Source organism: Kitasatospora sp. NPDC024654, from assembly GCF_055559155.1.
The window spans coordinates 189,338-215,303 of sequence record NZ_JBVHLF010000002.1 but is presented as its reverse complement, the minus strand read 5'-3'; the positions used below and the strand labels follow the sequence as shown (position 1 = coordinate 215,303).

Annotated in this window: 25 protein-coding genes and 4 pseudogenes; 15 read left to right on the top strand and 14 right to left on the bottom strand. The window is 70.5% G+C overall.

Annotated features, from left to right (window positions below):
- Window positions 1-41: 41 nt before the first annotated feature.
- The 3 genes and pseudogenes from ACZ38L_RS02235 to ACZ38L_RS02225 form a co-directional block, all read left to right on the top strand.
- Window positions 42-152: pseudogene (locus ACZ38L_RS02235) on the top strand (IS630 family transposase); the annotation flags it as partial.
- A gap of 178 nt (window positions 153-330) precedes the next feature.
- Window positions 331-1,386, top strand: coding sequence for a hypothetical protein (locus ACZ38L_RS02230; protein ID WP_465688376.1), 1,056 nt, complete (start codon window positions 331-333; stop codon window positions 1,384-1,386).
- Between the two features lie 37 nt (window positions 1,387-1,423).
- Window positions 1,424-2,206, top strand: coding sequence for a hypothetical protein (locus tag ACZ38L_RS02225; protein ID WP_465688374.1), 783 nt, complete (start codon window positions 1,424-1,426; stop codon window positions 2,204-2,206).
- Here ACZ38L_RS02225 and ACZ38L_RS02220 read toward each other — a convergent pair.
- The 5 genes and pseudogenes from ACZ38L_RS02220 to ACZ38L_RS02200 form a co-directional block, all read right to left on the bottom strand.
- A pseudogene (locus ACZ38L_RS02220) lies at window positions 2,203-2,505 on the bottom strand (transposase); the annotation flags it as partial. The gene ACZ38L_RS02225 and the pseudogene ACZ38L_RS02220 sit on opposite strands and share 4 nt — an antisense overlap.
- A 36-nt stretch (window positions 2,506-2,541) precedes the next feature.
- Complete coding sequence (locus ACZ38L_RS02215) at window positions 2,542-3,414, bottom strand: LLM class F420-dependent oxidoreductase (protein WP_465688372.1); 873 nt, start codon at window positions 3,412-3,414, stop codon at window positions 2,542-2,544.
- An 85-nt stretch (window positions 3,415-3,499) separates the two neighbouring features.
- Entirely contained in the window at window positions 3,500-4,234 is a 735-nt protein-coding gene (locus ACZ38L_RS02210; protein WP_465688370.1) for a bestrophin-like domain, read from the bottom strand.
- On the bottom strand, window positions 4,231-4,500 hold the full coding sequence (locus ACZ38L_RS02205) for a hypothetical protein (RefSeq protein ID WP_465688368.1): 270 nt from the start codon (window positions 4,498-4,500) through the stop codon (window positions 4,231-4,233). The genes ACZ38L_RS02210 and ACZ38L_RS02205 overlap by 4 nt, the downstream gene beginning before the upstream one ends.
- Window positions 4,501-4,830: 330 nt before the next feature.
- On the bottom strand, window positions 4,831-5,496 hold the full coding sequence (locus tag ACZ38L_RS02200; RefSeq protein ID WP_465688367.1) for a TetR/AcrR family transcriptional regulator: 666 nt from the start codon (window positions 5,494-5,496) through the stop codon (window positions 4,831-4,833).
- A gap of 102 nt (window positions 5,497-5,598) precedes the next feature.
- Here ACZ38L_RS02200 and ACZ38L_RS02195 point away from each other — a divergent pair.
- The 3 genes and pseudogenes from ACZ38L_RS02195 to ACZ38L_RS02185 all read left to right on the top strand — a co-directional run.
- Window positions 5,599-6,081 (top strand): annotated as a pseudogene (locus tag ACZ38L_RS02195) (AMP-binding protein); the annotation flags it as partial.
- A gap of 41 nt (window positions 6,082-6,122) precedes the next feature.
- On the top strand, window positions 6,123-7,334 hold the full coding sequence (locus ACZ38L_RS02190) for a thioesterase domain-containing protein (RefSeq protein WP_465688443.1): 1,212 nt from the start codon (window positions 6,123-6,125) through the stop codon (window positions 7,332-7,334).
- A complete protein-coding gene (locus tag ACZ38L_RS02185; protein WP_465688366.1) occupies window positions 7,328-7,867 on the top strand; it encodes an MFS transporter in 540 nt (179 codons plus the stop codon). The genes ACZ38L_RS02190 and ACZ38L_RS02185 overlap by 7 nt, the downstream gene beginning before the upstream one ends.
- Here the strand turns inward: ACZ38L_RS02185 and ACZ38L_RS02180 are convergent.
- Together ACZ38L_RS02180 and ACZ38L_RS02175 are read right to left on the bottom strand one after the other, a co-directional pair.
- A complete protein-coding gene (locus ACZ38L_RS02180; RefSeq protein WP_465688364.1) occupies window positions 7,800-8,015 on the bottom strand; it encodes a hypothetical protein in 216 nt (71 codons plus the stop codon). The genes ACZ38L_RS02185 and ACZ38L_RS02180 overlap by 68 nt on opposite strands.
- Before the next feature lie 556 nt (window positions 8,016-8,571).
- Entirely contained in the window at window positions 8,572-10,071 is a 1,500-nt protein-coding gene (locus ACZ38L_RS02175) for an FAD-dependent monooxygenase (protein ID WP_465688362.1), read from the bottom strand.
- Window positions 10,072-10,161: 90 nt separating this feature from the next.
- On the opposite strand from ACZ38L_RS02175, the gene ACZ38L_RS02170 reads away from it, so the two are divergent.
- Entirely contained in the window at window positions 10,162-10,797 is a 636-nt protein-coding gene (locus ACZ38L_RS02170) for a TetR/AcrR family transcriptional regulator (protein ID WP_465688360.1), read from the top strand.
- A 151-nt stretch (window positions 10,798-10,948) separates the two neighbouring features.
- Here the strand turns inward: ACZ38L_RS02170 and ACZ38L_RS02165 are convergent, their stop codons facing one another.
- Window positions 10,949-11,800 (bottom strand): alpha/beta fold hydrolase, encoded by an 852-nt coding sequence (locus tag ACZ38L_RS02165; protein ID WP_465688358.1) that lies wholly within the window; start codon window positions 11,798-11,800, stop codon window positions 10,949-10,951.
- A 65-nt stretch (window positions 11,801-11,865) separates the two neighbouring features.
- Window positions 11,866-12,573 carry an alpha/beta fold hydrolase gene (locus ACZ38L_RS02160; protein ID WP_465688356.1) on the bottom strand — a complete coding sequence of 236 codons (708 nt, stop codon included), beginning with the start codon at window positions 12,571-12,573 and terminating at the stop codon, window positions 11,866-11,868.
- Between the two features lie 158 nt (window positions 12,574-12,731).
- On the opposite strand from ACZ38L_RS02160, the gene ACZ38L_RS02155 reads away from it, so the two are divergent.
- Window positions 12,732-13,358: a CGNR zinc finger domain-containing protein gene (locus ACZ38L_RS02155; protein WP_465688354.1), complete on the top strand. Its 627-nt coding sequence runs from the start codon at window positions 12,732-12,734 to the stop codon at window positions 13,356-13,358.
- A gap of 261 nt (window positions 13,359-13,619) precedes the next feature.
- Here ACZ38L_RS02155 and ACZ38L_RS02150 read toward each other — a convergent pair whose 3' ends face one another.
- A complete protein-coding gene (locus ACZ38L_RS02150) occupies window positions 13,620-14,405 on the bottom strand; it encodes an SDR family NAD(P)-dependent oxidoreductase (RefSeq protein ID WP_465688352.1) in 786 nt (261 codons plus the stop codon).
- Between the two features lie 659 nt (window positions 14,406-15,064).
- Here ACZ38L_RS02150 and ACZ38L_RS02145 point away from each other — a divergent pair.
- Both ACZ38L_RS02145 and ACZ38L_RS02140 read left to right on the top strand, forming a co-directional pair.
- Window positions 15,065-15,919, top strand: a complete 855-nt coding sequence (locus ACZ38L_RS02145) for an alpha/beta fold hydrolase (protein ID WP_465688350.1) — start codon at window positions 15,065-15,067, stop codon at window positions 15,917-15,919.
- A gap of 212 nt (window positions 15,920-16,131) precedes the next feature.
- On the top strand, window positions 16,132-16,902 hold the full coding sequence (locus ACZ38L_RS02140) for an SDR family oxidoreductase (RefSeq protein ID WP_465688348.1): 771 nt from the start codon (window positions 16,132-16,134) through the stop codon (window positions 16,900-16,902).
- 72 nt (window positions 16,903-16,974) lie between these two features.
- On the opposite strand, the gene ACZ38L_RS02135 is transcribed toward ACZ38L_RS02140, so the two are convergent.
- Entirely contained in the window at window positions 16,975-17,403 is a 429-nt protein-coding gene (locus ACZ38L_RS02135; protein ID WP_465688346.1) for a serine hydrolase, read from the bottom strand.
- 463 nt (window positions 17,404-17,866) lie between these two features.
- On the opposite strand from ACZ38L_RS02135, the gene ACZ38L_RS02130 reads away from it, so the two are divergent.
- Complete coding sequence (locus ACZ38L_RS02130; protein WP_465688344.1) at window positions 17,867-18,424, top strand: DUF3291 domain-containing protein; 558 nt, start codon at window positions 17,867-17,869, stop codon at window positions 18,422-18,424.
- Window positions 18,425-18,668: 244 nt separating this feature from the next.
- Here the strand turns inward: ACZ38L_RS02130 and ACZ38L_RS02125 are convergent, their stop codons facing one another.
- Window positions 18,669-19,670, bottom strand: a complete 1,002-nt coding sequence (locus ACZ38L_RS02125) for a GlxA family transcriptional regulator (RefSeq protein WP_465688342.1) — start codon at window positions 19,668-19,670, stop codon at window positions 18,669-18,671.
- A gap of 71 nt (window positions 19,671-19,741) precedes the next feature.
- Here ACZ38L_RS02125 and ACZ38L_RS02120 point away from each other — a divergent pair, with 71 nt between their 5' ends.
- Complete coding sequence (locus tag ACZ38L_RS02120) at window positions 19,742-20,416, top strand: HD domain-containing protein (RefSeq protein ID WP_465688340.1); 675 nt, start codon at window positions 19,742-19,744, stop codon at window positions 20,414-20,416.
- A 46-nt stretch (window positions 20,417-20,462) separates the two neighbouring features.
- Window positions 20,463-20,885: a Rid family hydrolase gene (locus ACZ38L_RS02115; RefSeq protein ID WP_344636724.1), complete on the top strand. Its 423-nt coding sequence runs from the start codon at window positions 20,463-20,465 to the stop codon at window positions 20,883-20,885.
- Window positions 20,886-21,747: 862 nt separating this feature from the next.
- Here ACZ38L_RS02115 and ACZ38L_RS02110 read toward each other — a convergent pair.
- Window positions 21,748-22,473 carry a TetR/AcrR family transcriptional regulator gene (locus tag ACZ38L_RS02110; protein WP_465688338.1) on the bottom strand — a complete coding sequence of 242 codons (726 nt, stop codon included), beginning with the start codon at window positions 22,471-22,473 and terminating at the stop codon, window positions 21,748-21,750.
- Window positions 22,474-22,568: 95 nt separating this feature from the next.
- On the opposite strand from ACZ38L_RS02110, the gene ACZ38L_RS02105 reads away from it, so the two are divergent.
- On the top strand, window positions 22,569-23,693 hold the full coding sequence (locus ACZ38L_RS02105; protein WP_465688336.1) for an FAD-dependent oxidoreductase: 1,125 nt from the start codon (window positions 22,569-22,571) through the stop codon (window positions 23,691-23,693).
- A 31-nt stretch (window positions 23,694-23,724) separates the two neighbouring features.
- Here ACZ38L_RS02105 and ACZ38L_RS02100 read toward each other — a convergent pair.
- Window positions 23,725-24,067: pseudogene (locus ACZ38L_RS02100) on the bottom strand (transposase); the annotation flags it as partial.
- A gap of 535 nt (window positions 24,068-24,602) precedes the next feature.
- Here ACZ38L_RS02100 and ACZ38L_RS02095 point away from each other — a divergent pair.
- Window positions 24,603-25,958 (top strand): GH1 family beta-glucosidase, encoded by a 1,356-nt coding sequence (locus ACZ38L_RS02095; RefSeq protein WP_465688334.1) that lies wholly within the window; start codon window positions 24,603-24,605, stop codon window positions 25,956-25,958.
- Window positions 25,959-25,966: the final 8 nt, after the last annotated feature.

Below are 25,966 nucleotides of genomic sequence, written 5' to 3'. Positions count from 1 at the left end.
CCTGGATGCACCGGCGAAGCACCCAAGTACGACCCAGTACGGGGGCGCTCCGCCGGCACCGCGCCGAGGAGTTCAAGAAGTTCCTGCTCCGGCCGGACAAGGAGGTCCCCGAGGGCCTGGACGTGCACTTGGTCCTGGACAACCACGCCACCCAAATTCAGGACACTGGTACTTGGCGTGGTAGCGCTTGACATCGCTGCGTGAAAGCTCGCCCGATGACGCACGACGGCGGCCGTGGCCGGTGTCATGCCCGGGCCCGGGTCCGGGGTACCCGGGTCCTTCGCGAGCTGCCCGGTGTCTTCGGTGTCGCCGGGGTTTCAGGAGGCGGGTGTGGCGTTTTCAGACTGGGGATCCAACGTCGAGCTGCTCGACCGGATGTGGGGCGCCGCTGACACGTGGCGATCCGCGACCTCGTTCGAGCAGTTGGAGGAACAGATCCGGATGGGCTGTCCGGAGTTGGTCGGCGGAGACTCCGCGAGCTGCGTGGGGGACCACGGTTTCGCCGCCCTGGCCGACGCACTCGCCGAGGACGACCCGGACCAGGACGGTGTGGCCGCGCGGATCAGGTTCGCCGCGCTCGGTCGGCCGGCCGTGGACTACGGCCTGTCCGACGACTGGTCGGGCTACTTCGTGCGTGAGGCCGAAGGCGGCGGGCTGGTGTACTCGGACGAGCGCTTCGCCGAGCCGGGCGGGTGGCGACCGCTGGAGTCGGCGGAGTCAGCCAAGGGAGTGGGATCGGCGGAGGGGGTGGAGGAGGAAGACTCCGAGGATGTGGAGTTCCGGCTCTCCCTGGACGAGGCCTCCGGACTGCTCCACGACGCGGAGCAGTGGTACCTGGAGGACGGCGTCACCGTCGTGGAGCCGGACCCGGACAACCCGGGCTATGCGCGCGACCCGGCCGGGAACCTGTACCACCTCGGTAAGCCCGCCGATCCGGCGACGGCGCTCTTCGACGGCGAATCCGGCCGGTGGCGCCGCGCCGCGGATGCAGGGCAGTTCGAATACCACCACGACGCGGATCAGGTGTGGGAGCGCCGGGGCGAGCACGGTTTGTGGCTCCGCCTGCATGACGGGCTCGGGCAGTGGCTGCCGTACGACGAGCCCTCGCAGACCTGGCTGTACGGCGATCAGTGGTTGGCCGGCGACCTGGTCGGCGTGCCGGATCCGGCCGAGTGGGGCGGCGTGGAGCGGGAGGCCCGGCCCGAGGAGCCCACACTGCCCGAGGAGGAGGTGGCGCAGCTGGCCCGCGACCGGGAGACGGCGTTGCGGGCTGCCATCACGGACGTGCGGGTCGCAGGCATCGGGCCGGAGGTGGTCTCGGACGCCGAGATCGAGGCCCTCTTCGACCAGCGGGTACGCGCGGGCCTCGACGGCGAGGTGCAGTGATGCACGGGACACCGGTCACACAGCGGATTGAGGAGCGGTGCTGTACGGCAACACGGCAAGCAACTCGAGTACCAGCGACACCACCACGAACCTGGACGGAAACGACGGGACGCGGCAGCAGGAATCGCTGGCGTCGGCCCTGGCCCACATCCACCGGCAGGCGGATGCGCTGTCCACCAGCCTGGCCGGTGATCAGGAGAACGGCGGCAATCAGTCGGGGATCGGACCCTCCATCACGGCGTACACGCAGATAGCCGCGAGTTCGAGCCAGTCCACCACCAGCACCGGGCCGGTGGGGGTTTCCCCGAGCAGCGTGTCCGCGTCCGGGACGGGGCCGACTCACGTCACTGCCGTCTTCGAAGCAGTGGCGCCTGCCATGACCATTGGCGTCATCGTGAAGAACACCTTCCAAGGCCCCACCGTCGGCTGGGAGGTGAAGGAGTTCATCGACGTGGATGACGACACGGACTCGCGTATCTTCCAGTTGGATGAATCGCGGACCTCGGGATGGCTGTCAGCGGACCCTTCCCAGGGGGAACGCATTGACATGCATCTGCTCTCGACCTCGGCGATCAGGTTCGACCGGATGGAACGCGATGGAATCGAATACCGGTGCACATTCACGCAGATGTTCAAAAAGAGGCGCATTGGCGCTGCGGACTCTGAGCGTATCGGCAATTCTGGATTCACCATCAGTCACACCATCGTTCGGCGAGGCGATCACTGGGAATACCGCAGCCGCAAGCACGGCACCGATTTGGCGACTGTGACCGCGGGGAGTGGTGACGTGGACAGCGGCTGGAAGCGCGTTCCCGTCTAGTGTCCTGAATCAGGAATTTGCTTCAGATGTCCGGTGAGGCGTTCGAGGATCTCCTCTGTGGTCTTGGTCCATGCGTAGGGCTTGGGGTCGGTGTTCCATTCGGCGATCCAGTTCCGGATGTCGGCTTCGAGAGCCTGGACCGATCGGTGGACGCCTCGCCGTATCTGCTTGTTCGTCAGTTCGGCGAACCATCGCTCGACCAGGTTGAGCCAGGACGAGCCGGTCGGGGTGAAGTGCGGGTGGAGCCGGGGGTGAGCGACCAGCCAGGTCTTGATCGCCGGGGTCTTGTGGGTGGCGTGGTCAGACACTAGCGGTCAGCCGGCGGCTGCCCGGGCTCAGCCGATGGAGGCGAGCCGTGGGGCGATCCGTTCGGCGACCTGCTCGGTGAAGGCGACCGGATCACCGACCGGCGTGAACTGGAACTCGCTGATGCCGAGCCGGGCGAGCGCCTCGGCGTCGGCGAGGAAGCCGTCGACGTCGTCCAGGACGGTCCGGCCGGCCAGCATGGTCTTCTCGATGCCGTCGTAGTCCCGACCCACGTCGGCGCAGTGCGCGCGCAGCACGTCGAGCTTGTGCGCCGCCTCCTCGACGCTGCCGGCGAAGAGGTTGCAGGCGTCCGCGTACCGCGCGACCAGCAGCAGGGTCTTCTTCTCACCGCTGCCGCCGATCAAGATCGGCGGGTGCGGCCGGGTCAGCGGCGCGGGCACGCACAGGGTCTCGGCGAGCTGGTAGTGCCGCCCCTGGTAAGGGCCGTTGTCCTCGCTCCACATCTGCCGGCAGATCTGCAGCGCCTCCTCCAGGCGCTCGAACCGTTCGCCCATCGGGACCAGCGGCACGCCGAGCGCGAGCTGTTCCCGCTCGTACCAGGAGGCGCCGATGCCGAGCCGGGCCCGGCCGCCGGAGAGCACGTCCAGGGTGGCGACGATCTTCGCCAGCAGGCCGGGGTGGCGGTACATCACGCCGGTGACCAGCAGACCGAGTGCCATTCGCTCGGTCAGCGCGGCGACGTACCCGAGCGTGGTGTAGCCCTCCAGCATGGGTTCCTCGGCGGTGCTCCCGAACCGCTCCATCTGGAAGTAGTGGTCCATCAGGGTGAACGACGAGAACCCCGCCTGCTCGGCGGTCCGTGCGGTCCGGGCCAGTGTCGGTGCGATCAGCGCCGGATCGGCCGGGGTCGAGAAGTTCCAGTAGTGCAGGCCGAGCTTCATGTCCGTACCTCCAGCCGGAGCGGGCGGTTGGGGCCGCTCGCTCCAGGATAGGTGGGTTGGTCGGGGCCGCCCGCCGGCCGGCGGGTCAGGTCGGTTGCTGGGAGAGCTGGCTGAAGCGTTCCAGGCTCTGCTGGTAGGCGACCGGGGTGACGTGCATCGGGCCCGCGTACGGGTGGGTCATGTGCAGCACCAGGTAGACGCCGAAGCCGACCACCGCGCCGACCAGGCCGAGCGCGACGGCCTCCCGGTGGCGGAAGGTGAGGCCGGCGATCGGGGCGTAGAGCAGCACCAGCAGGCCGGTGCCGACCAGGGCGGGGTAGAGCGGCTCGGGCAGCGAGGCGCTGGCGTCGGCGAGCCGGACCTGGCGCTTGGTGTAGATGTCGTCGAGGTCGGACAGCATGGTGGTCCGCTGTGCCGAGTCCGGCAGCGCCTCGACGTGCGCGCGCACCGAGTCCAGGGCGGCCCAGGCGGTGGGGGAGGCGTCCCCGTGGGCCATCGCCTGGAAGTCGGGTCCGATCACGTCCGTCACGTAGCTTCGCAGCAGCGGGCGGGTGGTCGGATCGGCGTCCGTGTAGGCGGCGTTGAGGGCGCGGGCCTCGTCCCAGGTGTGGCCGCGGGCGGTGTTGAGGTTGGACCAGGAGCCCGCGATCAGGAAGGCCGCGACCAGGGTGAAGGAGGAGAGCGAGGCCGAGCCGAGGAAGCCCAACGCCCCGCCGGAGAAGGACCCTTCGCGGGACCGGGTGGTGCGCCCGAAGGCGGCCAGGATGCCGACGGCCACGGCGGCCCCGAGCAGTACGGCGATGACCAGACCGATGCTCAACGACGTCTCCCTGCAGAGTGGTTGATGAAGTGGGCGGCTGCCGCGAGGACAGCCGGGATGGTGATGGCGACCAGCGTGAAGACGCTCTGCGAGGCGTCCGGCGGGACGGTCAGGCTGTCGTCGGGCGGCCTGGTCGGGACGGCGGTGGTCGCGTGCAGCGTGCTGGGCGGCGGGGGCGGTGGCAGCGCCGGGGCGGAGTGCGGGCGCGGCGCGGCGGGGGTCGGCGCGGGCGGTGGTGGGGTCGGCGCGGGCGTGTGGTGTGGCACCGGCGGTGGTGGTGGCGGTGGTGGCGGCGGCGGCGGTGGTGGCGGTGGCGGTGGGGTGGGCACCGGGGGCGGTGGCGGTGGCGGGGGCGGCGGTGGTGGTGGCGGCGGGGGAGCAGGCGGTTGGGGCGGGGCGGGCGGCTCCGGAGGGATCGGCGGCGGTGGCGGATCCCAGGGCTGCCCTACGGCGGGACCTTGCATGTCGCGAAGGTAGCCAGCCGTCCCGCACCCGGTGGGCCTGATCTCGTGAAGTTGACCCTTCAAGGGGACCGCGGCCCGGCTCGCCGTACGTGTGGCGAACTCATGTTCCCGTCCGCGCGGCTCGCCGGGGCGTCAGGCCGCCAGGTAGCGGCGGAGCAGCAGCTTGCACTCGGCGATCAGCGCCGGATCGCCGTCCCGGTCGTGCTGGAAGGCGAGTTTGAGTATCGCGTCCGCGCACTCCAGGGCCACCCGCAGGGCGAGCGGCGAGGGCCCTCGGCCGTGCGCCGAGAGGTGATCGGAGGTGAGCCGGTGCAGATGCTCGGCCACCGTGCTGTTGTTGTCGAGGCTGAGATCGAGGAAGTGCTCGACGTCGGTCAGCGCCGGGGGTGTTGGGCCGGTGAGCCCGAAGTCCAGCGCGCCGAAGCCCGGCACCGCGCGCTTCATCGCGACGAACTCCTCCACCGCCAGGTCGACGAACCCGCCGATGTCGCGCGGCGCCTCCGCGTCCAGCCGGCGGGTCAGCCGGTCCAGGTACCGGTTCAGGTTGCGCCGGGCCAGGGCCGCCAGCAGGCTCTGCTTGCCGGTGAAGAACTGGTACAGCGTGCCGATCGGCACCTGGGCCCGGGCGGCGGTCTCCTTGGTGGTGAGTGCGGCGGCGCCCACCTCGTCGAGCAACTCGGCGCAGGCGTCCAGTACCCGCTCCAGGCGAAGCTGGCTGCGTTGTTGCACGGGCCGGCGACGCAGTTCGGTGTCCGCGCTGCCGCCCGCCGCCACTCGCCTGCCGCCGTCAGTTCCCAATCCGCCCACCTCGCCCGCTCGTTCGTGGTCCACCACTGTGCCGCATCCGGTGTTCGTCGCGCGAATCCTGTCATGAGCTAGGCTCATGTTCGAGCCGGCCAGATGCCGCCGCGACGGTGGACCCGACCTGATCGCCGATCCCGGCGGTTCGGCCGCGGTCGCGGGCCTGGGCGCCCGGGCAGCGGCAGTTCACGGCCAGCCGAACTGCCGCTCTCCTGCCTCGTGCACTGCCCTTGCCGGGTGGTCGGGCGCGGTTGGCTTGTGGGCATGGCCGAGTTGAAGAGTTCGCCGCTGAGTCCGGAACCGCTGTCGGAACCCGCACCGCGCTCGGGGCCCGTCCCCGGGGCGCCCGCCTGTCTGGAGCTGATCGCCGCCGTCGCCCGGCGCACCCCGTCGCGGCCGGCGATCCGGCTGGCGGGCCGAGCCATCGACTACGGCGAGTTGGAGCGTCGCAGTGAGGCGCTGGCCGGGCGGCTGGCGGAGCTGGTGCCCGGCCCCGGTGGGGTGATCGGGGTGCGGGCGGCGGACCGGGTGGAGTACGTCGTCGCGCTGCTGGCCGCGTTGAAGGCCGGCGTCGCCTTCCTGCCGCTCGACCCCGAGGCGCCGCGGGCACGGGTGGCGGCGATCTGGTCGACGACTGGTTCCTGCTGCCGGCGCCCGCACCGGCGGCCCGCACCAGGCTGTTCTGCCTGCCGCACGCGGGCGGCGACGCCACGGCCTTCGCCCCGCTGGCCCGCGAACTGGCGCCCGAGATCGAGGTCTGGGGGCTGCGGCTACCGGGCCGCGGCGCCCGGCTGCGCGAACCGCTGCCCACCGACTTCGACGAACTGGTCCGCCAGGTGGTCGCCGCGCTGCTGCCGCACACCCACCCCGGGATCACCTTCGGGCTCTACGACCAGAGCTTCGGCGCGCTGCTCGGCTACGAGGTGGCCAGGGCGCTGCCGCCGGGGCACCGGCCCCGGTTCTTCGTCCCGGCCTCCGCCCACGCCCCGCAGCGCTGGGCCGCGGAGCTGCCGGAGCAGGTCGACGCGGCCGCCCTGCTCTCCGCCACCGACGCCGACCGGATCATCGAGCAGAACGCCGAACTCAAGGCACTCACCCTGGCCGTCACCGGCGCGGACCTGGCGTTGTGCCGCGGCTACCGGCACCGGCCCGGCCAACTGCCGCCCGAGGTGCGGCTGCACGCGGTGGTGGGCGCCGACGATCCGCTGGTGGCCGGCCCGGACCTCCTGGACCACCTGGTGCTGGACGAGCGGGGGCGCGAGGCGGCCGAGGGCGAGCTGTGCGTGCGCGGCAACCAGCGCTTCGACGGCTACCTCGACCCGGCCGACAACCGCGGGTGCTTCCTGTTCCGGGGCGCCGACGGCGCCGACACCGCCGCGGCCGGCGACGGCGCCGGCGGACCGGCGGACCGGCCCGCCGCCGAGCTCTACCACCGCACCGGCGACCGGGTGCGCTGGGAGCACGGCACCCTGGTCCACCTCGGACGGCTCGACAACCAGGTGAAGATCCGCGGCTACCGGGTCGAGCTGGGCGAGATCGAGGCCGCGCTGCGCCGCCACCCCGGCGTGGCCGAGGCGGTGGTGCTGGCCGTGCCCGGGCCGGGTGGCCCCGACCTGGTGGCCTGCCACACCGGCGAGCCGCTGCCCCGCGCCGGGGTCAAGGCTTGGCTGCGGCAGCGGATTCCGGCCCACATGGTGCCGCGCCGCTTCGTCCACCTGCCCGCGCTGCCGCTGAACGCCAGCGGCAAGATCGACCGGCCCGCGCTGTCGCGCACCCTGAGCTCGGAGCCGGTCGCCGAGCGGCGCGACGCCAGTCGGCTCGGAGCGCGGTGCTGACCGCGCGTGCGGGGCGGGTCCGGGGCACCGCCGGTGCCGCCGGGCGCGGCGGCCTGGCGGCGAACCGCGGCTTCCGGCTGCTCTGGATCGGCGAGTCCGCCGGCAAGTTCGGTACCGCGATCACCGGGGTCGCGCTGCCGCTGCTGGCCACCGTCACGCTGCACGCCGGCACCTTCCAGCTCGGGCTGATCACCGCCGTCCAGTGGGTGCCCTGGCTGCTCGTCGGCCTGCCCGCCGGGGTCTGGGTCGACCGGTACAGCCCCAGGCGGCTGATGATCTGCTGCAACACCGCCTCGGTCGCCGCCCTGCTGAGCATCCCGCTCGCCGCCGCCGCCCAGCGGTTGACGATCACTCAGATCATGGTGGTGGCACTGGTGCTGGGCCTGGCGAACTTCTTCTTCAGCACCCCATGGTGGCCGTGGCACTTCCCGAACGGTTCCCACCGTGTTACCGCCCGAGCACCCGCTACCCCGCCGGCTCGCCGGCCGCCCCGCCGAGCCGGCAGGCCACGATCCGCGGACCGCGCGCGGTGAGTGCCACCTCGGTGGTGGCGGGGCCCTCCTGATGGCCCACCAGGTCGAGCAGTGCCCTCACCATCGAGCGCGCCGTCACGACCTGCGCCTCGTCGTGGTTCGCCGCGGGGCCGACCGCGATCACCCGGTGCATCCCGCTCCCGCTCATGGTCTCCACCCGCAACACGGGCCCCACCGGCTCCTCATGCACTCCGCACCAGGGGGGCGGGGGGACGTGTCACAGCAGCCTCCTGAGGCAGAGAACCGGTCAGCCTGACGGTCCCACCGCCCGGTCCCGATCCCCTCCCCGGCCGTTCCCGCCGGACCGGGCGGCGTCGCGGGGGCGGCCGACCGCGCGGTGGACCAGCCCGTCCGGGGCTCCTGTGCGGGCCCCGGCGCGGCATCGCACCGCGGGCATCGGCACGGAGGCAGGTGTGAAGGCGCAACCACCGTACTGCTACGGGCAGTTCACTGGTGAGCCGCCGATGTGAGCTGGAATCACATCAGCGGGGGAGAAGGCTGGACGTGCCGGATCGGCGCGGCCTGCCTGCGGTCTTCCGCCGGAGTGCTTCCACGGTTGCCCACCTGACCCCGGAACCGGGCAGGGCCGATTCCCGCGAGCGCCGCCACCTCGAACCGGATGTCGGGTGGGGGAGACCGCTCCGGTTCCCGGGCGGGCCCGGTGCGAGATCGCGTGGTCACGCACGCCGGAGTGCTGACCCGGATCAGCCGGCAGCCGGGCCGAACCAGTGGGTGAGCGTGTCGGTGAGGCCGGCATCGCCGGCCCAGCAGACGTATCCGTCCGGGCGTACGAGCACGGACTCGGCGTCGAACGCGTCGGTCTTCGCCCGCACCCGTACGACCCGGTCGCTCCAGGGTGCGGCGGCGGTGACCGGGGTGTCCCCGAGCTCGAGCAGCACGCCTCGTCCGGCGCGGGTCAGCTCGCTGAAGGGGACGCGCCGGTCGGCGACGAGCAGGTCGAGGTCGGGCATCCGCAGGCCGAGCAGCGGGTGGTCGGCGGCGCCGGGCATGGGGTAGCGCAGGTCGAGCCCGCACATCATGCCGGCCAGGTGCCGGTTGGCCTCGGGCAGGCCGAGCAGGTCGGTGAGCACGTCGCGCAGTTCGGACAGCCCGCCGTCGCGCTGCGGCCCCATGATCACGCCCTGCGCCCGGGTGAGCGTGAGCACCCGGGCGGCGACCGGGTGCCGCTCGGCGTGGTAGGTGTCCAGCAGGTGCTCGCCCGCCCCGTCCCGGACCACGGCGGCGAGCTTCCAGCCGAGGTTGAACGCGTCCTGGACACCGAGGTTGAGGCCCTGCCCGCCGGCCGGCAGGTGGATGTGGGCGGCGTCGCCGGCGAAGAGCACGCGGCCGTGCCGGTACTGCTCCAGCTGGCGGCTGGCGTTGCTGAACCGTGAGGCGTGGCGGACCTCGGTCACGTCGACGGCCGGGCCGTGGGTTGCGCGCAGTACCGTGCGGACCTCCTCGATCGTCACCGGTGCGTCACGGTCGGCCTGCGAGGTTTGGGGGCCGGAGAAGATGAGCTTGTGCAGCCCGTCGCCCAGGGGCGTGAGCAGGGTGAAGTGGCCCTGGGGCGAGGTGCGGATGTGGCCGCTGATGTGCTTGGCGGAGTCGTCGACGTCGCCGGTGAGCACGAGGTCGGCGCTGGCGCTGCGGGCGGTGCCCGCCTGGCCGGGGAACGCCGCGCCGGTGAGCTTGCGCACGTCGCTGTGCGCGCCGTCGCACGCGACGAGGTAGCGGCCCCGGAACGACCGGGCGCCGTCCGGGCTGGTCACGGTGGCCGTGACGCCGTCGGCGTCCTGGTGGAGAGCGACCAGACGGTGCTGGCGGAGTATCCGTCCGCCGAGCTCGGTGAGTCGGTCCTCGAGCAGTGCCTCGAGCCGGTCCTGGGGGAGGCGCAGGGGGTGCGGGTAGCGGGTCTCCCAGACCGAGTAGTCCAGGGGGACGGGCAGTCCCGCGAAGTGGCCGCCGGCCAGCTCGTGGCGGACGGACCGCTTGAGCGCCTCGTCGAGGAGGCCGCGCAGCTGGAGGATCTCGGCGGTCCGGGGCTGGATCGCCCCGGCGCGGGACTGGAGGTTGCGGCCGGGCAACTGGTCCAGCACGACCGCGGGCACACCTGCCAGGGCCAGCTCGGCGGCGAGGGTGAGTCCGGCGCCACCGGCTCCGATGACGACGACCTCGACGGTCTCGGTGATCTCGACGTCCATGATGCTCCTCTCGGGATATTTATCGACCCAGGGCCTAACTATACCAGGTGCAATTATCGACCGGGGGGCCATTTCTGTTACGGTGGCCGCATGGCTGAGCAACTTGGACTGCGGGAGCGGAAGAAGCAGCGCACCCGGCAGGCGATCGCCGACGTGGCGATCGAGCTGTTCGTGAACCGTGGCTTCGACGACGTGTCGGTCGTGGAGATCGCCGAGGCGGCCGAGGTCTCCAAGCGCACGCTGTTCGCCTACTTTCCGGCCAAGGAGGACCTGGTCCTGCACCGGTTCGCCGACCACGAGGACGAATCGGCCCGCGTGGTCCGTGCCCGCCCGGCCGGCACGGACCCGCTGACCGCCCTGCACGCCCACCAGCTCGACGCCCTCTCCCGGCGGGACCCGGTCACCGGACTCACCTCCGACCCGCGGACCGTGGCCTTCCTGCGACTGCTCAGCGAGACCGCGAGCCTGACCGAACGACTGACCCGCTACCAGAGGCGCAGCGCGGTGGCCCTCGCCGAGGCGCTGCGGGAGACCGGAGCCGACGAGCTCACCGCCCGGCTGGCCGCCGTCCAGATCGTCACCGTCCTGCGCGCGCTGGCGGACCGCAACAGCCGCCAGGTACAGGCCGGCCGGTCGGCCGACGAGGTGTACCCGGAAGCCGTCGCCGACACCGACCGCGCCTTCCGGCTGCTCGGCCAGGGCCTGACCCCGGCGCTTCCCTGCTGACCGGACGTCCGCCCACCCCGGTCGAGGGCCCGGTGCGCGCGGCTCGTCCCGGACGACGCCGCCCCCACCCTCGTGCCGCGATGATCTGGTTCAAGGACCTGGACCGGGCCACTCCTTGATCGCCGCCGGGTGAGCGACGTGACCCGGGGCCTCAGCCGAGGAACTCGTCGATGGCTGTCGCGATCTCCTCGGCGTGGGTCTCCAGGGCGAAGTGGCCGGTGTCGAGGAGGCGGACGACGGCGTCGGGGAGGTCGCGCTTGAAGGCCTCGGCGCCGGCCGGCAGGAAGAACGGGTCGTTGCGGCCCCATACGGCCAGGAACGGCGGCCGGTGCTGCCGGAAGTACTCCTGGAAGGCCGGGTAGAGCGCGACGTTGGTGTGGTAGTCGCCGAAGAGGTCCAGTTGGACCTCGTCGGCGCCGGGCCGTGCCAGGTACGCGTCGTCGAGCGTCATTCCGTCCGGGGAGACCGCGGTCGGGTCGGCCGTGCCGTGCGTGTACTGCCAGCGCGTGGTGTCGGGCGACAGCAGGCCGCGCAGTGCGTCGCGGTTGGCCTGCGACCGGTCCTGCCAGTAGGCGCGGATCGGGTTCCAGCCCTCGCTCAGGCCTTCCTCGTAGGCGTTGCCGTTCTGCGAGATGATCGCGGTGATCCGCTCCGGGTGCCTGGCCGCGATCCGGAAGCCGGTCGGCGCGCCGTAGTCGAAGACGTAGAGCGCGAAACGCTCCAGACCGAGCACCTCGGTGAAGCGGTCGATGACGTCCGCGATGTGCTCGAAGGTGTAGTCGAAGTCGTCGCGGGGCGGCATGTCGGACTGGCCGAAGCCGGGCAGGTCGGGGGCCACGAGGTGGAACCGCCCGGCCAGGTGGGGGATGAGGTCGCGGAACATGTGGCCCGAGCTCGGGAAGCCGTGCAGCAGTAGCAGCGTCGGGGCGTCGGCGGGGCCGGCCTCGCGGTAGAAGACGCTCAGGCAGTCGACGTCCGCCGAGCGGTAGGAGATCGTGGTCATGGTGTTTTCTCCTTTGACTTTGTAACTTGTTACAAATGTTTGATGAGGTTACTTCTCCGATGTGGTCACTCGGACCCCGAGGTCCTCGACACGCTGCGGGCGGCGTCCAGGACGATGTCCACGACGACGTCCGGAGCGGTGATCATCGGGCTGTGGTCGACCGGCCTCGACACCTGGCGGGCCGACATCCTCCCGGCCATGAACCGCTGGGTCTCGGGGGCGATCATGCGGTCCTCCTCGGCCACCAGGAACCAGCTCGGCCGGTCCTTCCACAGCGGCCGCCGGACCCCCACGGTGATGTTGGACAGGGCGATCGGCCGCTGGACGGCCGTGAGAACCGCCTGCTCCTCGACGGTGGCGCGCTGCGCGAACGCGGCTGCGAACGCCTCGTCCGGGAGCCAGATCAGGCCGTCGGGCCCGGGGTCGAGCGCGGGGGCCTTCGGGTGCGGCTCGGCGCGGCCGAAGACGTCGGCGACCGTCTCACCCTCGTCCGGGGCGAGCGCGGCGACGTACACGAGGGCTCGCACCTTCGGGTCGCGCGTCTCGGCGATCACGGCGCCGGCGTAGGCGTGGCCGACCAGTACGACCGGGCCTTCGACTCGATCGAGCGTCCGCTCCAGCGCGGCCACGTCCTGCGCCAGCGATGTCAGCGGCAGCTGTGCCGCGACCACGTTCACGCCGGCGTCCCGCAGGGGGCCGATCACCTTGCTCCAGCTCGAACCGTCCGCCCACGCACCGTGCACGAGCGCCACGGACACCTCGTTCAGGGACATCTCCCGCTCCTTTGGCTCGGATTGCCCCAGGGTCTGATGCCTAACCGTCCTGGCGACGTTTTGAAGGTTATGCAGCCGGTTTGTAACTTGTCAAGCGTCGCCAGAGTGGTTACTCTCGGGTTGAGAGTTGACAGTGACCGACGCAGGGAGCGTGTTCCGTGTCCGACCACCGGCCGCCGGCCGTCTTCATCGCCGACGCCCTCGGCCTGGACTTCCTCAACTCGGTCGCCACCCCGGCAAGCACCGAGGTCGACTGGATCGCTGACGGTGACGGCCTGTTGGCATGGCTGGACCAGGCCGGGCTGGTGTCGGCCGAGGTGCTCGAGAGGCTGCGAGCGGAGGCCATGCCCGGGGAGATGGACCACGTCGCCGCCCAGGCGAGAAGCCTTCGGGAATGGTTCCGGAGGTTCGTCGACGAGCGGAAGGGACGGCCCGTCCGGTCCGAGGACGCACGCGATCTGGAGCCGCTCAACCAGCTGCTGGCTCGCGACGAACAGTTCACGCGGGTCGTGGCCGGCGGGCCGGCGGGCTCGAACGGTCTGGAACTTCGCACGCGGCGCCGGTGGCGGACACCGGAGTCGCTGCTGCTGCCGATCGGGCAGGCGCTGGCGGAAGTCGTCAGCCGGGAGGACTTCACGAACGTCAAGGCCTGCCAGGGGTCTGCTTGCACGCTGTTGTTCGCGGACCACACCCGGGGCCGCGCCCGCCGGTGGTGCAGCATGGCGCTTTGCGGCAACCGCGCGAAGCAGGAAGCCCACCGGAACCGCGCCAGAGCGGCACACTGAAGCCCCGCCGCCGGGCGATGGGCAGGCAACGATCGAGATCCCCGAGTGGCACGTCCACCAGGTGCTCGGTATCGGCCCTTTCGGCATCGACGCCCGCAACGCGTGGAAGGTGGTGCGTGATCGTGTGTCAGAGGCCGCCGGCGTGCGGGGGCGGGGTTGGCGAGTGCGTGGCCGCCGAGCGTGCTCGGGAACCCGCCACACAGCCACGGGTCACCTGATGAACTCCGCCCATCGAGGCCGTGGCCAGGTCAACCAACCCCCTCAGAAGAAGCCACCGTCGAGGGGCAGGGTGCGGCCGGTCATGTAGGCGGCGTCGTCGGAGGCGAGGAAGGCGTAGCCGGCGGCGATCTCCTCGGGGTGCGCCAGACGGCCGAGCGCGCCGTGCACGGCGAGCCACTGCTCCAGGGGCATGGTGCTCCTCAGCCGGGGGTGCTGGTAGCGGGCGCCGACTTCGGCGGCCATGTCGGTCGCGGTCCCGCCGGGGGCGATGGCGTTGATGGTGACGCCGCGCTGGCCGAGTTCGGCGGACAGGTTGAGGACCATCGCCTCCACGGCTGCCTTCGATGCGGCGTACAGGGTGTGCTGGAACACCGCGTGGGAGGCGCTGGTGGAGGAGGTGAGCACGACTCTGCCACCCGCGCCCATGTGGGCGGCGGCGTACTGGGTGGCGAACAGCTGGCCGCGGGTGTTGACCGCGAAGACGTGGTCGAAGTCGGCCGGGGTGATGTTCTCCAGGGCGTCGAAGTGCTCGATGCCCGCGCAGGATGCCAGGACGTCGAGCTGTCCGAACTCGGCTACGGCCCGCTCGATCAGTGCCTTGGTCTGGCCGGGGTCGGCGACGTCGGCACGCAGTGCGAGGACGCGGCGGCCGTCGGCGGTGAGCGCGGAGACCAGGGTCTGCGCCGCTTCCTGGTTGCTCCGGTAGCCGATCACGACGGCGGCACCCTCCACAGCCAGCCGGGTGGCGACCGCGGCGCCGATGCCCCGGCTGCCGCCGGTCACCACGGCGACCTTGCCCTCGAAGCGTGAGCTGCGCACTGCTGTCATGAGGCGCCTGCCTTCCGTTGCCCGGACCTGCCGGTGGTCATGGGCCGGGTACGTCGCCGTCGGCCCATCCGGCCCGGCACTCGCGGTCCGTGCGGGTCCCTGAAGCCGGTCATGGGTTCACTCTCGCTTCGTCGGCCGCATGCCGCACCCCCAACCCCGTCGAGCCGGCCCGCTGCGCCCCGACCCGGCGTTGGAGTCGCCCGCCTTCGACGACGGTCTCGATCGGCGGCCGGGCCTTCCGCCGCCCCGTCGCTGAGCTGTTCAAGCCCTTCGCCCGCAGTGCGGAGCGTGTCCGGCACCGCTCCAAGTCCCCGCTGTGCCAGGCTGGCCGCTACCGGCCTCGGGCTCCGGCCAGTTGGACGGACCTGACAGTGGCGGAGAGCGAAGCTTCGGTCGACCAGGTACTCGGGTGCCTGCCCGCGTCATTCTGCTCGCCCGGTGCGGCATTTCACCGCTGAGCGGAGGGGCGCACACGCGTCGACCCCGCACCGTTGGTCACCGCTCCCCGAACCGTGGTGGAGACCGTCCTCGACGCCGTGCGCGAGGCGGCGACGGCCGCGTGGTCGGCTCGCGGCCGTCGCCGGCGACCCGGCGGAGTGCGCGGGGCGGTGACGGAAGGACAAACGCCCGTCTTGGGCCGACGCACAGGAGAAGACGCCTTGACCGCGACCACCTACCGCAGCACCGACGTGAAGGGCCTGAAGGTCTTCTACCGTGAGTCAGGGCCCGCCGACGCCCCGAAGTTGCTGTTGTTGCACGGCTTCCCCAGCGCCGGCCACATGTTCCGGGACCTCATCCCGCAACTGGCCGACCGCTTCCGCGTCATCGCCCCCGACCTGCTGGGCTTCGGACAGTCCGCGATGCCGAGCCGTGACGGCTTCACCTACACCTTCGAAGCCCTGACGGATGTCCTCGAGGGCTTCACCGACGCGGTGGGTCTCGATCGGTACGCGCTCTACGTGTTCGATTACGGCGCCCCGACCGGGTTCCGGCTTTCCGTCCGGCGGCCGGAACGGGTCACCGCCATCGTCACGCAGAACGGGAACGCCTACGAGGAAGGGCTCAGCGACGGCTGGAACCCGATCCGCGCGTACTGGAAGGAACCCACCCGGGCCAACCGCGAAGCGATCCGCACGCTGCTACGGCCCGAGACGACGGTGTGGCAGTACACCCACGGAGTACCCGACCGGACATCGGTCTCACCCGACGGTTACACCCTCGACAACCACTACCTGGCCCGTCCCGGAGCGGACGAGATCCAGCTGGACCTCTTGCTCGACTACGCGAGCAACGTGCGGCTCTACCCCACCTTCCAGGAGTACTTCCGTACCCATCGGCCACCGCTGCTGGCCGTCTGGGGCCGCAACGACCCGTTCTTCCTGCCGGCCGGGGCCGAGGCGTTCAGGCGCGACATCCCCGACGCGGACGTCCGGCTGCTGGACACCGGCCACTTCGCGCTGGAGACGCACGCGGGTGAGATCGCCGCAGCCATCCGAGGATTCCTCGGCGACTGACCCGGGCGTCCCGGACCGGGCAGCTGCTCGCCGGCACACGAACACGGCCACCGGTCCCCGACGCGCGGAGGCCACCCGCCGGTGCGCAGCCGGCACGACCTCTCCCACACCGTCCCGCGCCCGGCCCGCAGAGCGCCGACCGCGCCCGGCGACACCGGGACGGGGCCCCGTGCAACGCGACCTCGACACCCGCCAGGTGAGAAGGAACCAGCATGCCCCAGTCAGTGGCCATCGTCACCGGCGCCAGCCAAGGCATTGGCCGGTCCGCCGCGATCCGGCTGGCGCGCGACTTCGACTCGATCGCACTCGTCGCCCGCAACCGCGTCAACCTCGACGAGACGGCGACCGCCGTCAGCGCCGCGGGCGCCGACCCCCTCGTCATCGCCGTGGACCTCTCCGACCCCGCCGCGGCCCGCACCGTCGTCGACACGACCCTGACCCGATTCGACCGTGTCGACGCCCTGCTGAACATCGCGGGCGCCGTCCCGCAGGTCGACGTGTTCGACATGACCGACGAGCAGTGGGATCACGGGCTCGCACTCAAGCTCCACGGTGCCCGCCGCCTCACGGTCGCCGCCTGGCCGGCCCGGAAGGAAGCGAAGGGATCCGTCGTCCTGATCTCGGGCAACTCGGCGCTCTTCCCCAAGGCCCCCTACGCCGCGGTGGGAACGATCAACGCCGCGATCGTCGCGCTGGCCAAGGCGTTCTCCGACCGCGGCATCACCGATGGCGTCCAGGTCAACGGCGTCCTGCGGGGACTGGTGATGACCGGCCGTCGCCGCTCGTACCTCGAACACTGGGCGCCCCTGCACGACATGACCGTGGAGGAGGCCACCGCGAAATTCCCCCAGGAGGCGGGCAGCGCACGCTACGGTGAGCCGGACGAGATCGCCGAACTCATGGCCTTCCTCGTCTCGCCGGGGGCCCGTTGGCTGACCGGCTCGGCGCTCCGCATGGACGGCGGCGAGGTCAAGTCCGCCTGAGGCCACGGCCCGCCCCAGCGGCGGCCCCCCGAGGAGCGCCGTGACCTGCGGGTGGCGAGAGCCCCGCCGCGATCACAGGTTGCGCGCCGATGCCGAGCCGCCCCGCGGGTCCAGCATGGTGAACATCTCGCGCTGCTGGGTGGGCGGCAGCAGCCGGCCTTCCAGCAGCGCGCGGAAGAAGGTGCCGGGGTCGGCGTTGGTGGGGATCATGTCACCGGAGCCGAAGCCCAGGGAGGGGTTCTGCTCGGTCACGTCGTAGAAGGGAGTGGTGTCGCCCGGCACCGTCAGCTTGGAGTAGAGGCGGCCGTGCGGGCCGTGGATGCGTGTGTCGTCACCGGTCGGTTCGTAGGTGCTCCTCAGGTGCAACGGTTTGGTGATCCGCTCGGCGATCTCCTGCGCCAGGCCGTGGCCGGTGGCCTGCTCCACGATCATCCCGGCGAGCACGTAGGTGGTGTCGGAGTACTCCCAGCCGGAGGGCCGAAACCTGCTCGACGCCGTCACCCGGCTCTTTGACGGCCGAGGCGCCTGGATCCCCACCCCAGCTGTCCTTTGACAGCGAACCCAGCCGCTGCGTCATCCAACCCAGTCGACGCTGCTGGCGCCGCCCCGGCACACCAGCTTGAGCGGAGCTGCCGGTGCTGCTCTTCCGGAGCGGCCGGGCCGATGCGGACCTCCATGACGGCGGGCAGCGCTATACCGTGCCAGCTCCCGCGAAGACCCCTGCAGGAGGCCACTTGGACAGGGAAAACGCAACTTGGACAGGGCCCGCAGGGGTGGCTATCTTCACCTGGCGGTCGCACGGTCGCTCGGGGTTCCTTTCGGCTGAGTCACCCGCGACGGGATGAGTTGGTCACGCCCATAGCTCCTCACCCCCCACGCGTAAGCCACCGAACCGAGTCCACGCCCAGGCAGCCAGACCGTCAAGGACTTTCCACATGAGACACCCTCAACCAGGGAGAGACGCATGCCCCATCTTGCTCTGTACACATTCGGCGTCCTGAAGTCACCTCTCGCCGATCCCGCACGTCTCACGCGGGAGTTCCACGACAGCGGTGAGGCCGTCTACCGGAAGATCGGCCAGCACCCCGGATACCTCGCTCGTGCTGAGGCGACAGACGGCGCCCGGGGCACACACTTCGACTTGGACTGGGGTGCATGGGGCGAGTTCGCCGTACCGACCTGGTACGGCAAGGGCCGTACGGTGGAAACCACCGCCCTGGCCGCGACCCTCTCACTCTGGACCGACCTCCGCCCCGCCTTCGACGCCATCTACACCGGTCTGCACCGTGAGGCACTCAACAGGCGTTACGACTGGTTTGAGAGGACAGCACACCCGAGTTACGTCTTCTGGTGGGTCTCCGACGGCGTGATACCTACCTGGCAGGACGGGGTTTCCAGGCTGGAGCACCTCCACGACCACGGCTCCGCACCGCACGCCTTCACCTTCCACCACTCGTTCGCCCCGGACGGAACTCCGACCAGGATCAAAGGCATCGGGCCGAAGAGCGACCAGGTTCGCTGACAAGGAAGCCTGAACGACTGGGGTCGCTGCCAGAACGCCGCGATTGAATGACGGCGAACACCAGCCTGACCACCAAACCAGTCACAGCGGATCAAGCCCAGGTCGAGCGGTCCTTCGCCTGGCTCCACCAGTTCAAGCGCCAGCGCGTCCGCTACGAGGTACGCGCCGACCTCCACCGAGGCTTGCTTCAACTCGCCTGCGGCATCATCCGCTTGAGACGACTCGGAGCCCCATCCCGAAACGATCAGTAGGGCTGTCCGAGGTAGTGATGAGGCGTCCGGGCTATGGCGACGGGTCCGGCTTCTGTGTGGTCCGAACACCAGAAGGTGCGTCGGTAGGCAGTGGGAGTGGTGTCGAGTGCGCGGCGGAAGTGCAGGCGCAGGTTGGCGGCTGTGCCCAGTCCGCAGTCGCGTGCCACCCGGTCCACCGGGTGGTTCGTGGTTTCCAGTAGTTCCCGTGCCCGGCTGATTCGGGCGTTGAGCAGCCACCGCAGCGGGGTCGTGCCGGTCTCCTCGGCGAACCGGCGGATGAAGGTGCGCTGCGACAGGCCGGCGTGGCGGGCGAGCACCGGCAGGGTGAGTGGTTCCTCGAGTCGTTGCAGGGCCCATCCCCGGGTGGTGGAGAGCGAGGCCTCGCCAGTTACTGCGACCGGAGCGGGTACGTACTGCGCCTGCCCGCCGTCTCGGTGCGGGGCGGCGACCAAGCCGCGGGCGATCTGGTTGGCCACCACCGCCCCGAGGTCGCGGCGCATGATGTGCAGGCAGAGGTCGATGCCGCAGCACACCCCGGCCGAGGTGAGCACGTCACCCTCGTCGACGTACAAGACGTCGCGGTCGACCGTGATGGCGGGGAAATCTCGTTCGAGCTCCTCGATGTGCTTCCAGTGGGTCGTGGCGTGCAGGCCGTCCAGCACGCCCGCCGCGGCCAGCGCGAAGGCTCCCGTGCAGATCGACACCACGCGCCGACCGCGGTCGCGGGCCTCGGCCAGCGCGTCGAGTACGGCGTTCGGAAGCTGGAGGATCGGCTCGAACCCCGGAACGATCACCGTGTCGGCGACGCGTACCTGCTCCAATTCCCCACCGGCGATCAGTGCGAAGCCCGCGCTGGTGGTCACCTTCGCGTCGAGCGCGCACACGGTCATCTCGTAGGGGGTCTCCGGTCGGGCGGTGAAGATCTGCGTCGGGATCGCCAGATCGAGCGGGGTGACCCCGTCCAGCGCCAGGACCGCGACTCGGTGCACTGTCATGGCAGGATCCTATCGAAGTCGGGTAATTTTGCCTCTCGCCAGGTCAGGGCGGCCGCGGCCAAGCTGAAGTCATGAACGGATCTACCCGCGAGGCGACCGCGGACCTGATCACGCTGCCCGGCACACCACTTGCCGACGCCGTCGTGAATCTCGTCCGGACGGTGCAAACGCCCTCCGTGTTCAACCACAGCGTCCGCAGCTACCTGTTCGCCAGGTTGGCGGCCGCCCGCCTCGGCCTGGCCGTCGGTGGTGACTACGACGACAGCCTGCTGTTCGCCGCCTGCGTGATGCACGACCTCGGCGTCGCGTCGGACGGCCCGCACTCTCAGCGTTTCGAGGTCGAGGGCGCCGACCGGGCCGCCGAGTTCCTCGTCGAGCGCGGAGCTTCCGCGGCCGACGCCGATGAGGTCTGGCAGGCCATCGCCCTGCACACCTCCCCGGGCATCGCGGAACGGCGCGGCACGTTGTGCGTGCTCGTCCGCGAAGGCGTCGCGCTCGACTTCGGCGGCCCGCTGGGCACCGATCACGTCGAAGCCGTCACCGACGAGCAGGCCGACGCGGTGCATGCCGCCTACCCGAGACTCGAGATGATCCGCTCACTCACCGACGCGATCGTCGGGCAAGCCGCGAAGAACTCGAAGAACGCACCCCGCTACACGATTCCCGGTGAGTTCCTCCGAGAACGTGAGACCTTCGGCCGGACCCGACTGGAGCACGCCTGTCGTTCGTCCCGCTGGGGCAGCTGACGTCACGGATCCCACGACCAGTCAACAGAGAGAGGGAAGCACTGCCATGACCATCCACACCGTCGAGATCCCCGAGGACTCCGAAGTCTTCGGAGAGACCAGCGGCGCCTTCGCCCGCTTCGGCTATTCCGCCGCGGTCCGTGCGCACGGTCTGCTCTTCATCGCCGGAACCATCGGCCGCCGTGCCGACGGGACCATCGCGGACACCATCGAAGAGCAGACCGAGATCGCCATCCGGCGCATCGAGGAGATCCTCCGGTTGGAGAACCTCGACCTGTCCGCCCTCGTGGACGTGACCAGCTACCACGTGGACATCCACCGGCACATGCCCGGCTTCCTCGAAGCCAAGCAGCGCCTCATCAAAGCCCCTTTCCCGACCTGGTCGCTGATTGGTGTCAGCGCCCTCGCCAGTCCGGGGCTGCTCGTCGAAATTCGCGCCACTGCCGCCTATTCCGACGCATCTCGGTAGACCGCCGCTCCTGGGCCGCCCCCCGGCCCAGGAGCGCCCCCACCACCGACCTGAGGTCCCATCCCAGCCTTGCCGTCTTCGGAGCAGGCGGTCCACGCCCGGGACCGACGAAGGGCTCCCGAGTGGCCCCGGAGGGGGTCAGGAACAGGCTCTCACCTTGTCGTTTGTCCAGTCCGTCGGGACTTGGTGCCGACCTTGCGGTGGCGAACGCGCCCCTGCCGATCCCGTCACACGACACACTCGTCCCCAACGGCCTTCGCTCCGATCATCCACCCCTAACCCGAGTGCATGATCAAGCGGAGGCCGCCCCCGTGTCCGGCGAACCCTCATGTGAGTGATCAGGTTCGAGGCGCTGTTCGAGGCCGTTGGATACTGACCTCGGGGCTTGAAGGTGACGGCGGTGGCAGATCTTGGGAACCGCTGCGCCGGTCACTGCGACGGTCCGCCGGTAGAACGCGCCGATCCATCACCCCCGAAGCGCCGAAGTCACTACACGGCAAGGCGATGTGCCAAAACGATCGCTATCTTGCGCGCCGAACCGGCGTGCATCTGTGCGGCACGGGTAGGAGCTCGAGACCCGCCATGAGTTGATCCTGTGTTGAGTTTGGGCTGCTCGGAGCCGCTGCCTGGCTGGTGATCGTCTTCCTGGTACGGCCCGCGCGATCCAAGCGGGTGATCTTGCTGGTTCGGGTGGGCGGCGCTGATGACGCGTCACGACGTGACGGGGTGACCACGTGCCAGCCGTCGCGGACGAGTTCGGCGACGACACCCGAGAGCCTGCCGGTTCCACTGACGACCAGCGTGCGCCTCATGATGCGACTTGTGATCGTCTCGGCGCCATGTGGCCACCGCACGCCGCAGGTCAACCGGATGCGGGCCGCAGATTGTTCATGAACAGGCCGAGGGCGAACTCGAAGCGGTCGTGTCCGGTGCCCGAGATCAGCTCGGCGGCATGGCGTCGGGTCTGCGGGAATTTCTCGGCAGGCAGTGCGGTGAAGCGGTCCAACAACTCCTCGCGGCTGAGCACCCATTCCTGATCCTGGTGCTGGCGCCGTTGCTGGACCAGCGACTGCTCCAGTGCGTAGGCGCCGACGTAGAGGGACAGCGCGTCGCGGGCCCATCCGGCCGTCCTCGGTTCGATGCCGCCCGCGAGCAGGATCGCCAGGATTCCTTCGCCGACCCGTAGCGTTGCCAGGTTGGTCGGCACCATGGCCAGCGCGGCGCGCGAGACTCCGGGGTATTTCAGGTACAGGTCGCGGATCTGCGTGTACACCCCGAGCAGCTGCTCGCGCCAGGCGGCCGGGTCCGGTTCGGGGAGCACGACCTCGGTGTAGAGCCTGCCGATCAGCAGATCGTCGATGTCGTCCTTGTTGACGATGTGCGCGTACAGCGACGACGGACCGGTGCCGAGCACGGCGGCGACCCGGCGGATGGTCAGCGCCTCGTACCCCTCGGTGGCGACGACTTCCAGGGCGGCGTCGGTGATCCGTTCGACGGTGATCGGCTTCTTGCGTGGTGCCGACGCGGCGACCTCCGCCGCGGGTTGGGCGTGGCGAGCTGCGCGGCGTTGGCGGGGATCGGCGGACATGTCGACCACTATACCTTGACACGATCTAAGTTCGTTGAGTAGAACTTAGATCGTCAGAACGAACTAAGTTCGTATCGAAGTTCCGGAGGTGTGTGATGCGAGTTTCCGTGGTCGGAGCCGGTCTGGGAGGCCTGGCCCTCGCGCAGGGTCTGCGCGGCGCGGGGATCGAGGCCGAGGTGTTCGAGCGCGACCCGGGGATCGTGGCCCGGTTCCAGGGCTACCGGCTCGTGCTGGACCCGGACGGATTCCAGGCGGTGCGCGACTGCCTGCCCGCGCGCTGGCACCGGCTGCTGGACGAGGTCGTCATGGACGCCGCCGTCGAGCAGTTGATCCTGGACCCGCAGTTGAACGAGATCGGCAGGCTCGGCGGGGGTCGGAGCGGCATCGTGGTCGACCGGCAGGTGCTGCGACACCTGCTGCTGACCGGCCTGGCCGTGCACACCGATGCCGCGCTGACCGGCTACGACGCGCTGGCCGACGGCAAGGTCCAAGCCCGTTTCGCCCGCCGCGACCCGGCCACCGCCGACCTGCTCGTCGGCGCGGACGGCGTCACCTCCGCGGTCCGCGGGGTGCTCTCGCCGCAGACCACCCCGCTCGACACCGGCGTCCGGTTCGTCATCGGCCGCACCCCGCTGACCGACGAGTTCGCCAGCCTGTCCAAGGCCTACGGCTCGAAGATCACGGGCGACGGCGTCAGCCTGCTGCTCGGCGCGATGCGCTTCCGTACCCCGCCGAAGCAGGCCGCCGAGCAACTGGCCCCCGAAGTCACGCTGCCCGACATCGGCGACTACGTGCGCTGGGCCATGATCCTGCCGCCGAACGGCTCGCTGGGGGACCTGACCGCGCAGGACGCCGTGCTGTCCAGGATGGAAGGTTGGCACCCGGAGCTGCGCGCGCTGATCGAGCAGGCCGACCCGGACAACAGCACGCTGCTGTCCATCCGAGTGGTCAAGCCCGGTGAGCGCTGGGCGTCCGGCCCGGTCACGCTGCTCGGCGACGCGATCCACGCCACCTCCCCGACCGGCGGCAACGGCGCGAACACCGCGCTGCGCGACGCCGACCTGCTGCGCCGCTGCCTGATCGAGGCCAACGAAGGCCGTCAGGATCTGCTCAGCGCGGTCGACGACTACGAGCGGCAGATGTTCGAGTACGGTGCCGAGGCCGTGCGCAGCAGTCTCGAGAAGCTGCCCGCCTTCGCCCCCGAAGCGAAACTGTCCTGAGGCCGAAGTTCACCTTGTGCGATCGACCGGACTCGTCGCTGGTGGTGGCATCGGGCCGCAGCCAGTGGGAGACGTCCACGGCCAGGACCAGCCGGCCGTCCGCAGCCCGCGGCAGCGACACCCCGGCCAAGGCGCCGTAGCCGGCCGATCTCGATGAGGCCCCGGTCCAGGCCGCCGTACAGGGCGCTGTGCCCGCGCCGGTGCTCGGGCGCCAACGGCAACCCGACCGGCGTCTTCGCCGGCCCCTCCGAGCACAACAGCGCGTCCGTGAGCTCGAACAGCCCATCGCCCCGCCCGATCAGGCAGTCGTAGAACTCGCCCCGAAAGCTGCACAGTTCAGCGAACACGCCCCCACTGGTCCTGTCGCACGACACACTCGTCCCCAACGGCCTTCGCTCCGATCATCCACCCCTAACCCGAGTGCGTGATCAAGTGGAGGCCGTCCCCGTGTCCGGCGAACCCTCATGTGAGGGACCGTGTTCGAGACGCCTTTCGAGGCCACTGGATAAACGTATCTTGAACTGAAGGGCGTTCCTTCCGGCCGGTGCGCAAGATGGTCGCTCCTGCGGCAGCTGGGTGAAGCCGGTCCACACGTAGCCAACTCCGCATGGTCGAGGTGCGGCACCGGGACGCCACGGGTGCGCAGCAAACCGACGGTCGTTGGCATCGTCGCGGCGACGGGACTCTGCGGGCACAGACTCGTTCCCCCCAAGACCTTCATGGGCCCCCTCGATGCGTGTTGCCGCGTGAGAGTCTGCCCTGCCGGTGATCTCCGAGGCGATGGTGCATTGCTGCCGGCGCGGCGTTCAGACGTACCAACAGCTGAAAACCACCCTTCTGCTGCTGGCAGTTCAGTGGCAGGGTTATCCAACATGAGCTGAGCTCGCATTAGAGGAGAGGGGCTTGACCATGCCGACTCGATTCGACCTGCCGGCGGGCTTCCGCTGGGGTGCTTCCACGGCCGCTTACCAGATCGAGGGCGCGGCCGACGAGGACGGGCGCGGGCCCTCCGTCTGGGACGTGTTCGCCGCCCGCCCGGGTGCCGTCCGTGACGGCCACACCGGCCGGATCGCTTGCGACCACTACCACCGCTACGCCGAGGACATCGCCCTGATGCGCGAACTCGGCCTCGACGGCTACCGGTTCTCGATCGCCTGGCCCCGGATTCAGCCCACCGGCACAGGCCCGGCGAACCCGGCGGGACTGGCCTTCTACGACCGGCTGGTGGACGCCCTGCTCGCAGCCGGCATCACGCCGATGCCCACGCTCTTCCACTGGGACCTGCCGCAGGCCCTCGAGGACGGTGGCGGCTGGCTGGCCCGCGACACCGCGCACCGCTTCGTCGAGTACGCGGAGCTCGTCGTGGACCGGCTCGGTGACCGGGTTCCGGCCTGGATCACGCTCAACGAGCCCTTCGTGCACATGGTGTTCGGCTACGCTCTGGGTACCCATGCCCCTGGTCGAACCCTGATGCTCGACGCCCTGCCCGTCGCGCACCACCAGCTCCTCGGCCACGGCCTGGCGGCCGCCGCACTGCGCGAGCGCGGCCACCAGGTGCTGATCGCCAACAACCTCACCCCGGTGTGGCCGGCGAGCGAGGACCCGGCGGACCTGGCCGCCGCCGCGGCGTACGACGCGCTGCACAACCGGGTGTTCACCGATCCGCTGCTGCTCGGGCGCTACCCCGACCTGTCGGCCTTCGGCGTCGGCGAGGACCTCGGCGGCAGCGTCCGTGCCGGTGACCTGGAGCTGATCGCCGCCCCGGGACTGGACGGTCTCGGTCTCAACTACTACAACCCGACCCGGATCGCCGCCCCGACCGAACCCGGACTGCCGTTCACCGAGGCCGAGATCGAGGGCGTGCCGCGAACCGCCTTCGGCTGGCCGGTGGTTCCGGACGGACTGCGCGAACTGCTCCTCGGCCTGCGGGACCGTTACGGTGACGCGCTGCCGCCGATCACCATCACCGAGAACGGCTGCTCGGTGGACGACGAGCCCGGGCCCGACGGCACCGTCCACGACCAGCCGCGCATCGACTTCATGACCGGCCATCTCGACGCCGTGGCCGCCGCGACCGCCCAAGGCATCGACGTTCGTGGGTACTTCGCCTGGTCCCTGATCGACAACTTCGAATGGGCCGAGGGTTACCACCAGCGCTTCGGCCTGGTCCACGTGGACTTCGAGACCCGCCGGCGCACGCCGAAGACGTCGTACGCCTGGTACCGCGACCTGATCGCCGCCCACCGGGCAGGGCACGAAGGGTAGTTGCGGCG